Here is an 8,455-nt window from a genome sequence, read left to right as displayed (position 1 = left end):
AAGAGTTCGTTATCAGTTGCAGAAATTTACCTGACCATCACAGATTATTAAGCCACATCAAGAACACCATACTTAACCACAACACCGTACCAGCTCCCTCTCCCCGTGGGAGAGGGTTGGGGTGAGGGGTATTACATCATCACAACGTCAAACTGTTCCTGGCTGTATAACGGTTCGATCTGCACCTTGACCTGTTTGCCAACGAAAATTTCCACTTCCGCCAGCGCGTGTGACTCTTCACTTTTCAACGCTTCACCCACGGCCGCAGAGGCATAGACCAGGAAACGATCGGAATCGTAAGCATGATGCACGCGCACGATCTCACGCATAATCTCATAACAGACAGTTTCCACCGTTTTCACCGTTCCGCGCCCTTGGCAGGTCGGGCAGTCGTTACACAGCACATGCTCAATACTTTCACGCGTGCGTTTACGCGTCATCTCCACTAAGCCTAGCTGAGAGAAACCATTGATCGTGGTTTTTACCCGATCTTTACTCAGCGCCAGCTCCAACGAGTGCAATACCCGGCGGCGGTGTTCATCATTGTTCATATCGATGAAATCAATGATGATGATGCCGCCCAGGTTGCGCAACCGCAGCTGGCGGGCAATGGCCTGCGTCGCTTCGATGTTGGTATTGAAGATGGTCTCATCAAGATTGCGGTGGCCGACAAAGGCCCCGGTGTTGATATCCACGGTGGTCATGGCTTCGGTTTGATCGATGATCAGGTAACCGCCGGACTTCAATTCAACCTTGCGCTCCAGCGCTCGCTGGATCTCGTTCTCGACGTCATACAGATCGAAGATCGGCTGGCTGCCGGTATACAGCTCCAGCTTATTGGTGATATCCGGGATGTACTCGCCGGTAAATTCCACCAGTTGGTCATGCGTCAGGCGTGAATCGACGCGGATACGATCCAGCGCCGCCCCGGCAAAGTCGCGCAGGATACGGTGCGCCAACGCCAGTTCACCATACAGTTTGTACTTGGTCTGGTTACGCTTTTTACGCTCCATGACCTTGGTCCACAAGCGTTTGAGGAAAGCGGCATCCTGCGCCAACTCTTCTTCACCGATCCCTTCCGCCGCGGTGCGGATGATAAAGCCGCCCAGATCGTCGCAATATCCTGCCACGGCGCGCTTAAGACGCTCGCGTTCGGCTTCACTTTCAATACGCTGGGAAACCCCCACGTGCGCAGCGCCCGGCATAAAGACCAGGTAGCGCGAAGGTAGGGTGATATCGGTAGTGAGGCGTGCGCCCTTGGTGCCAAGCGGATCTTTCACCACCTGAACCATCAGGTCCTGCCCCTGGCGCACCAGTTCGGCGATATCACGCACAGAGAAATTCTTTTGTTCATCACCGGCAACACACTCGGTGTGCGGCATGATATCGGAGGCGTGCAGGAAGGCCGCTTTATCCAGGCCAATATCGACAAAGGCCGCCTGCATGCCGGGTAACACGCGGCTGACACGCCCTTTGTAGATATTGCCCACGATGCCACGCTTGGCTTCGCGCTCTATATGGATCTCTTGCAGAATGCCGCCGTCAATATAGGCAACCCGCGTTTCCGACGGCGTAATGTTTACCAGTAGCTCAGCTGTCATGCTTTCTCCTCAGAGCCGGTGTAGCGCCTGCCCCTTATCTTTCCTGCGCTCACGCTATGGCGGCGACGGGAAATCTAGTGGTGGCATCAACCGGTTCTTACCTCTCGTAATGCGACAAAATGACTGAGCAGCTCATGTGTTTCGACCAGCGGCAACCCCATCACCGCATGATAACTTCCGGTTATCGTTCTGACGAAACAACCACCCTTGCCTTGAATTCCGTAAGCGCCCGCTTTATCCATCGGTTCGCCCGTGGCGATATAGTCGCAGATATCCTGTGGTGACAGATTGCGGAACGTCACGTCGGTGACCACCAACTGGCATAAAACGCCCTGTTTATCGGCGATCGCCACGGCGGTCATCACCTGATGCTGCTTCCCGGACAAGGCCGCCAGCATCTGCGCCGCATGCTCTTCATCCCGCGGTTTTTCCAACACCTGGCCGTTCAACACCACGATCGTATCTGCCCCCAGCACGGGCCAATCCTGTTGCGCCAGGGTTACACCCGCTCTGGCCTTATCCTGCGCCAGACGGCGAACGTAATTTTCCGCCGCTTCCCCTTCCTGCCGCTGCTCTTCAGTATGCGTCAGAATGACTTCGAACGGTACGCCGAGCAAAGTCAGCAGTTCATGACGACGGGGAGAACCGGAAGCAAGATAGAGCGAAAACATCGTTATAACCTCATTGTACGGCAAACTGACGGCGGATCTTGCGCATCAGCAGGAATAACCACGGCCAAAGCACGCCGTTGACCACACTACTCCAGAACACCTCGGGGCGGAAAGAAACGTTGATCACTAAAAACTCCGCCCAGAACACCACCACGTCCATAGCCAATGATAGCAGCACGACGATCAGCGCTTGCTGCCACAGTGCCATATTGCGGAATAATTGGAATTTGAACGCGACGAGATAGGCGATGATGCCCATGGCTAGCGCACGCACGCCGAGCGTGGAACCAAGGATCAGATCCATGATCAGCCCCAGGATAAACCCGGTGCCGACGTTAACCCGGTGGGGTAGCGCCATCACCCAGTAAGTGAGGATAAGCAGCAGCCAGGACGGCCGGAACATGTAGATTTGCTCCGGCCACGGCATGATTTGCAGCACTAATGCCACCAGGAATGACAGCCAGATAATCCAGCGCCCGTTGCTGCGATAGCGATTCATCGGGTTGTCCCCACCGGTGGCGGCTGAACGGTACCGGTAGCAGGAGCGGGCAGCGGAGCCGGTGGGCCCATGGCATCGGCCGGTGGCAATACCTGCGGCATCATCTGCATCAGGCGTTCATTGGCAACACGGTGAACTTCTTCCGGCGGCAGCGGCATAGTGCCGTTGCGATCGGCGCCCCACAGTAACAACAGATAGCGCAGGCGTTGCAGACCAGCGGTTGGCCGCGCCTGGATCACGGTATAGGCGCGTTGGTTATCCACTTTTACCGAAGACACCACAGCTACCGGATAGCCTTCCGGGAAGCGCCCGCCCAAACCGGAGGTGACCAGCACATCCCCGACGCGGATATCGGTATTGCCCGGCAGATGTTCCAGCTGCAGGTCATCCGTACAGCCACTGCCTGCGGCAATCACCCGGATATCATTGCGCAATACCTGGATCGGCAACGCATGGGAAGCATCACAGATCAGCAGGACGCGGCTGGTCATTTTAGCCACCGCCACCACCTGCCCGACCACGCCTTTATCACTGATAACCGGCTGGCCTTCATACACCCCGTTGTCCGACCCTTTATCAATCACGACCTGATCGCTATAGGGGTCTGAACCGGTGGAGATCACCTGAGTGACCATTTTGTGTTCGTCCTGGCGCAACGGCGAGCCTAGCAGCTCACGCAAACGGGCATTTTCCTGTTTGAATTGGCCAAGAAGAAGATTATCGCTGTTTTTGAGTAACAGTTCCTGCCGCAGAGCACGGTTTTCCAGCTCTAGCTGTTGGCGGGTAGCCAGCGTTTCCGATACGCTGTCCAAAACTTTACGCGGCCCATTAGCCAAGAAGTAAAAAGGGCTGACGGCGGTGTCCATGTAGTTTCGTATTTTAACGAACGTACCGAGCCGGCTGTCGGCAACGATCAGTGCAATCGCCACGATCACTGCCAGGAAAAGTCGTAGTTGCAGGGAAGGCCCCCTGCTAAAAATCGGCTTCATAAATTATGCACGTTCCTCGACAACAGAAAGGGGAACGCACCAGATGCCAGGTTAATACCGTCATCCGCTACGATCCCTCCATTCTGGGGCTGCTCACTATTCTTCGCTGAACAAATCGCCGCCATGCATGTCGATCATTTCCAACGCCTTGCCACCACCGCGAGCCACACAGGTGAGAGGATCTTCAGCCACCACTACCGGGATACCGGTCTCTTCCATCAGCAGGCGATCCAGGTTACGCAGCAATGCGCCACCACCGGTCAGCACCATACCGCGTTCGGAGATGTCGGAAGCCAGTTCCGGCGGGCACTGTTCCAGCGCAACCATGACCGCGCTGACGATACCGGTCAGAGGTTCCTGCAAAGCTTCGAGAATTTCATTGGAGTTCATGGTGAACCCACGCGGCACACCTTCAGCCAGGTTACGGCCACGCACTTCAATTTCACGCACTTCGTCATCTGGATAGGCTGAGCCGATACCGTGCTTGATACGTTCTGCAGTGGCTTCACCGATCAGTGAACCGTAGTTACGGCGCACATAATTAATGATGGCTTCGTCAAAGCGGTCGCCGCCGATACGCACAGAAGAAGAGTACACCACGCCGTTAAGCGAGATCACCGCCACTTCAGTGGTACCACCACCGATATCAACCACCATGGAGCCGGTGGCTTCCGATACTGGCAGACCCGCACCGATCGCCGCAGCCATAGGCTCTTCAATCAGGAAGACTTCACGCGCGCCTGCACCCTGAGCGGACTCACGGATCGCACGGCGTTCAACCTGGGTAGCACCAACAGGTACGCAAACCAGTACGCGCGGGCTTGGGCGCATAAAGCTGTTGCTATGAACCTGCTTGATGAAATGCTGCAGCATTTTTTCGGTGACAAAGAAGTCGGCGATCACGCCGTCTTTCATTGGGCGAATAGCCGCGATATTGCCAGGCGTACGCCCCAGCATCTGCTTGGCGTCATGACCTACGGCCGCAACGCTCTTGGGTGAACCGGCACGATCCTGGCGAATGGCAACCACCGACGGTTCATTCAGTACAATGCCTTGTCCTTTAACATAAATCAGGGTATTGGCGGTACCCAAGTCGATGGACAAGTCATTAGAAAACATGCCACGAAATTTCTTAAACATAACGAAAGGATAATCCTGCAAGCTGGGGGCGGAAAATAAAATCCGCCTACTTTACCAACCACACGAAGCAGCGACAAGGCGCAAAAACGTCCTACTTCGGTGAAAATTAGTCTGCGTTATTTGTGACCGAATGCACGGAAAGCGAATGGGGCCTGATATCCCTCAACAAAGGCTCAGCTAGCCACCAAATCAACGTACCAAACGGCAGTAACACAGCTCATAAAATCTAACATTTTTCCTGATTGTCACCGGTGGTAAGCACCTGCTGACGCCCACAGGAAAAGACGGGCCATTCTACGTTAATTTTTGCCCGGTCATCAGGTTAAACACGATATCGACGCGAATATTTTTTGCGAGCTATATCGATCGGCTCTGGCGAAGCGAAAAAGTCCCCCTGCCCACCCAGGATCCCGCGCTCTTTCAGCGTCTGCCATTCGTTGCGCGTACGCACGCTGGCGGCAAAAACCTTCGCTTGAGTGCCTTCGCAGGCACCGGTCAGACTCTGAACGAACAGCTGATTCTCATCCCGCCGGTCAATACTCCTTACCAACCCTGGGTGAAGCTTGACGATCTCCACCGGTAACGACTTGATATAAGAGGTACTAACCACCGTCAACCCAGCCTGAGAAACCGCCAGACGACAGCCCAATCCGGTCAGCAATCGTAGCACCGGACGCAAACGGTCGATATGTTGACACACATCTGCCTCTGCAAGTTCAATCAGAATTCGCCTGCGGTGACTTTTTTCACACTGTAACAGGGTATCGCGCAGCCAACGTTGGAAACTGCGCTGCAATAATGAATCAACGCATAGTGGAAACGCCAGCGTCTCTTCCGGCCACAGTGCCAATAAAGGAATAATCCGATTCATCTGCTGGCGGTCATAGCTTTCCGCCAACCCAAGCTGATTGACCAGCGGCATATATTCGGCAGGCAACAGTTCCTGTGCGCCATCATAAATCCGGCTCATGATTTCGCGGTGATGCACATCGCCTTCCACCGTCACCGCCGGTTTTTGATATAAACGAGGGCCGCCACGCGCCAGTACCTGTTCGAGCAGCGTGCGCCATTTAACGCTGCCGCGCCCTTTCTCTGGCACATCGCTATCATAGACGTACCAGCCGTTTTCGCCTTGCAGTACGGCGTGGCGGGTTGCCTGTTCGGCGTAATCGATGATTTCTTCCGTGGTCTGCCCGCCGCGGTAGGCAACAATACCAATATGCAAGAACGCCTCGCGGTCAATCAGCGCCGTTGAGGGCAAGGAGTCGATCGCGTTGACCAGCTGCGCCGCGATGCCGTCCGCTTCTTTCAGCGTGCGGTGTGGCAGCAGAACGGTAAAATCACTGTGGAAATAGCGGGCCAGTAAGGCGGCAGGGTAACGCATGACAAAAGTGGACAGCAGGTTGACCAATGAATACATCAGCTCCTGCACCGCCGCGTTGCCGTGAATTTCACGCAGGGTATCGAAATCCGGCAGGCGCACCATCATGACGATGCCGTGTGACCCGACATCTTCCAGTTGAGTCGTGAGCTGGTTATCAAAGAACAGCCGGTTATTGAGGCCGGTTTTCGCATCCTGCGCGGCAAAAGCACGGATCAAGGTATCTACCCGGCTGCGCTCCTCACGTGCTTCGGCCAAATCGGCCAGCAGACGATCCAACGCGCCGCTGACGCTGGCGGGCCATTCGCGAATGTCTCCCTTCAGCACCTGTTCACGCTCGCCGTTGAGAATGCGCCGCGCCCGTCGCTCCAGGCGATCTTCACCTACTGCTTGTTCGCGCAGCCAGCGTAAACTGAACAGCAGGATCACCACCATGATGACAATCGACAGCGTGACCGCCGCCGTGGACTGTAATGAACGCACGTCGCTGGCGAACGGATCGAGGTAGGTGACATTCACCCGGGTGCCGGGGTGATGCATCATGTTTAACGAGGTTTGGCGGTAGCCAGCCAGCGATGCCCAAGGGGCTTTGATGGTCGGCAGACTGTAGGAGAAAAGGTTGCTGGTTTCGGTATCGACATGAATCGCAACGATACCTAGCGGCCGCATCACCAAGGGCAGCCAGTTATCCTGAGCCTGCAGGGGTTGGAGCAGCATTGCCTGATCGATGGAAGTGGCCAGGGCTTCAAAACGGCGCTCGAGGCGTTCCTGAGTCACGTAAAAGAAACTGTATGAACACCCCATCAGCATCAAGAACATAGCCAATGCGACGAGCAGGGTGATTAGAGCAGAGAGTTTGGTTGTAAATCTCATCCCTGTGCCTTCTGCGCGATGATAAAATGAAGAGCCACCTTTTGATGTTCCAAGGCCCCGTTCCTGCTCGATTGAAAACAACGCAATACCCTGATATTTAAAAATCATGAAGCGACTTCAATTTCTTTGCCAAGCATCAGGTTAGCTTTACAAAGCTATCAAGCCTGGCCGACGAAGAAAACCATTAAGCACTATTTTTTTGTCCTTTATCAGGACAGGCTTTTTTATTATGCATATAGTCAGACAATACTGAACCATACATTCATATGATATATGAAAAAACGTGGAGCGATGCATGCGAGTATTATTATTGGAACAAGATGGCGAAAAAACCCTGGCACAAGTCAAGAATATTGATAGTAAGCAGTTGCCAGAAGGGGATGTGACGGTCGACGTCAACTGGTCCAGTCTCAACTATAAGGATGCCCTGGCGATCACCGGCACGGGGAAAATTATTCGTCACTTCCCAATGGTGCCTGGTATCGATTTTGCCGGCCTGGTACACAGCAGCACAGATCCACGTTTTAAACCAGGCCAGAGCGTAGTGCTCACCGGTTGGGGCGTTGGCGAAAGTCACTGGGGCGGGTTGGGCGAACAGGCCCGCGTTAGCGGCGAATGGCTGGTCCCGCTGCCACAAGGGCTGTGTGAACGCAAAGCGATGATCCTCGGCACTGCCGGCTTTACCGCCATGCTGTGCGTGATGGCACTGGAAGAAGGTGGAGTGAAACCGGAGGACGGCGACGTTCTGGTCACCGGAGCCAGCGGTGGCGTAGGTAGCACGGCGGTCGCCCTACTGTCCGCACTGGGCTATAGCGTCACCGCCATCAGCGGACGCGACAGCAATACCGACTATCTGAAATCCCTCGGTGCCAAAACCGTCCTGCCCCGTAGCGAGTATATTGAAACACCGCGCCCGCTGGAGAAACAGCTATGGGCTGGCGCCATCGACACCGTCGGTGACAAATTGCTGGCTCGCGTGCTGGCGCAGATGAATTACAACGGCACCGTTGCCGCCTGCGGCCTGGCGGGAGGCTACAAGTTGCCGACTACCGTGATGCCGTTTATCTTGCGTAACGTGCGTCTGCAAGGCGTTGATTCGGTGCTCACGCCGCTGCATCGTCGCCAAACCGCCTGGGAACGTCTGGCCGGTATTCTGCCAGAAAGCTTCTATGAACAAGCCACACAGGAAATTCAGTTGGAAGACGTGCCTGCCGCTGCTACCGCGCTGATGAACAATCAGATCACTGGCCGCACCCTGGTAAAAATCCGCCCGTAATCTGTTGGGCGCCGCATCCGGCGCC

The 8,455-nt window shown here is 55.1% G+C and carries 7 protein-coding genes; 1 reads left to right on the top strand and 6 read right to left on the bottom strand.

Annotated features, from left to right (window positions below; genetic code table 11):
• Positions 1-131 precede the first annotated feature (131 nt).
• The 6 genes from rng to csrD all read right to left on the bottom strand — a co-directional run bounded on the left by rng (position 132) and on the right by csrD (position 7,154).
• Positions 132-1,601 (bottom strand): ribonuclease G, encoded by a 1,470-nt coding sequence (gene rng / locus ACKWMY_RS26485; protein ID WP_021180761.1) that lies wholly within the window; start codon positions 1,599-1,601, stop codon positions 132-134.
• Between the two features lie 86 nt (positions 1,602-1,687).
• Positions 1,688-2,272: a Maf family protein gene (locus ACKWMY_RS26480; protein ID WP_024527963.1), complete on the bottom strand. Its 585-nt coding sequence runs from the start codon at positions 2,270-2,272 to the stop codon at positions 1,688-1,690.
• 10 nt (positions 2,273-2,282) lie between these two features.
• Positions 2,283-2,771, bottom strand: coding sequence for a rod shape-determining protein MreD (gene mreD / locus ACKWMY_RS26475; protein ID WP_024483772.1), 489 nt, complete (start codon positions 2,769-2,771; stop codon positions 2,283-2,285).
• Positions 2,768-3,760, bottom strand: a complete 993-nt coding sequence (gene mreC, locus ACKWMY_RS26470) for a rod shape-determining protein MreC (protein WP_024527964.1) — start codon at positions 3,758-3,760, stop codon at positions 2,768-2,770. The genes mreD and mreC overlap by 4 nt, the downstream gene beginning before the upstream one ends.
• A gap of 96 nt (positions 3,761-3,856) precedes the next feature.
• Complete coding sequence (gene mreB / locus ACKWMY_RS26465) at positions 3,857-4,900, bottom strand: rod shape-determining protein MreB (RefSeq protein ID WP_021180765.1); 1,044 nt, start codon at positions 4,898-4,900, stop codon at positions 3,857-3,859.
• Positions 4,901-5,222: 322 nt separating this feature from the next.
• Complete coding sequence (csrD, locus tag ACKWMY_RS26460; protein ID WP_024527965.1) at positions 5,223-7,154, bottom strand: RNase E specificity factor CsrD; 1,932 nt, start codon at positions 7,152-7,154, stop codon at positions 5,223-5,225.
• A 295-nt stretch (positions 7,155-7,449) separates the two neighbouring features.
• Here csrD and ACKWMY_RS26455 point away from each other — a divergent pair, with 295 nt between their 5' ends.
• Positions 7,450-8,430: an MDR family oxidoreductase gene (locus ACKWMY_RS26455; protein WP_024527966.1), complete on the top strand. Its 981-nt coding sequence runs from the start codon at positions 7,450-7,452 to the stop codon at positions 8,428-8,430.
• The last annotated feature ends 25 nt before the right edge of the window (positions 8,431-8,455 follow it).

Source organism: Serratia sp. J2, from assembly GCF_046269175.1.
Taxonomy (GTDB): domain Bacteria; phylum Pseudomonadota; class Gammaproteobacteria; order Enterobacterales; family Enterobacteriaceae; genus Chania; species Chania fonticola_C.
The sequence above is the reverse complement of the archived record's forward strand: the minus strand, read 5'-3'. Positions and strand labels throughout refer to the sequence as shown.

Bases quoted from the DNA above. Each gene is read 5' to 3' on its own strand.
- rng (WP_021180761.1), bottom strand. From the start codon at position 1,601: ATGACAGCTGAGCTACTGGTAAACATTACGCCGTCGGAAACGCGGGTT.
- ACKWMY_RS26480 (WP_024527963.1), bottom strand. From the start codon at position 2,272: ATGTTTTCGCTCTATCTTGCTTCCGGTTCTCCCCGTCGTCATGAACTG.
- mreD (WP_024483772.1), bottom strand. From the start codon at position 2,771: ATGAATCGCTATCGCAGCAACGGGCGCTGGATTATCTGGCTGTCATTC.
- mreC (WP_024527964.1), bottom strand. From the start codon at position 3,760: ATGAAGCCGATTTTTAGCAGGGGGCCTTCCCTGCAACTACGACTTTTC.
- mreB (WP_021180765.1), bottom strand. From the start codon at position 4,900: ATGTTTAAGAAATTTCGTGGCATGTTTTCTAATGACTTGTCCATCGAC.
- csrD (WP_024527965.1), bottom strand. From the start codon at position 7,154: ATGAGATTTACAACCAAACTCTCTGCTCTAATCACCCTGCTCGTCGCA.
- ACKWMY_RS26455 (WP_024527966.1), top strand. From the start codon at position 7,450: ATGCGAGTATTATTATTGGAACAAGATGGCGAAAAAACCCTGGCACAA.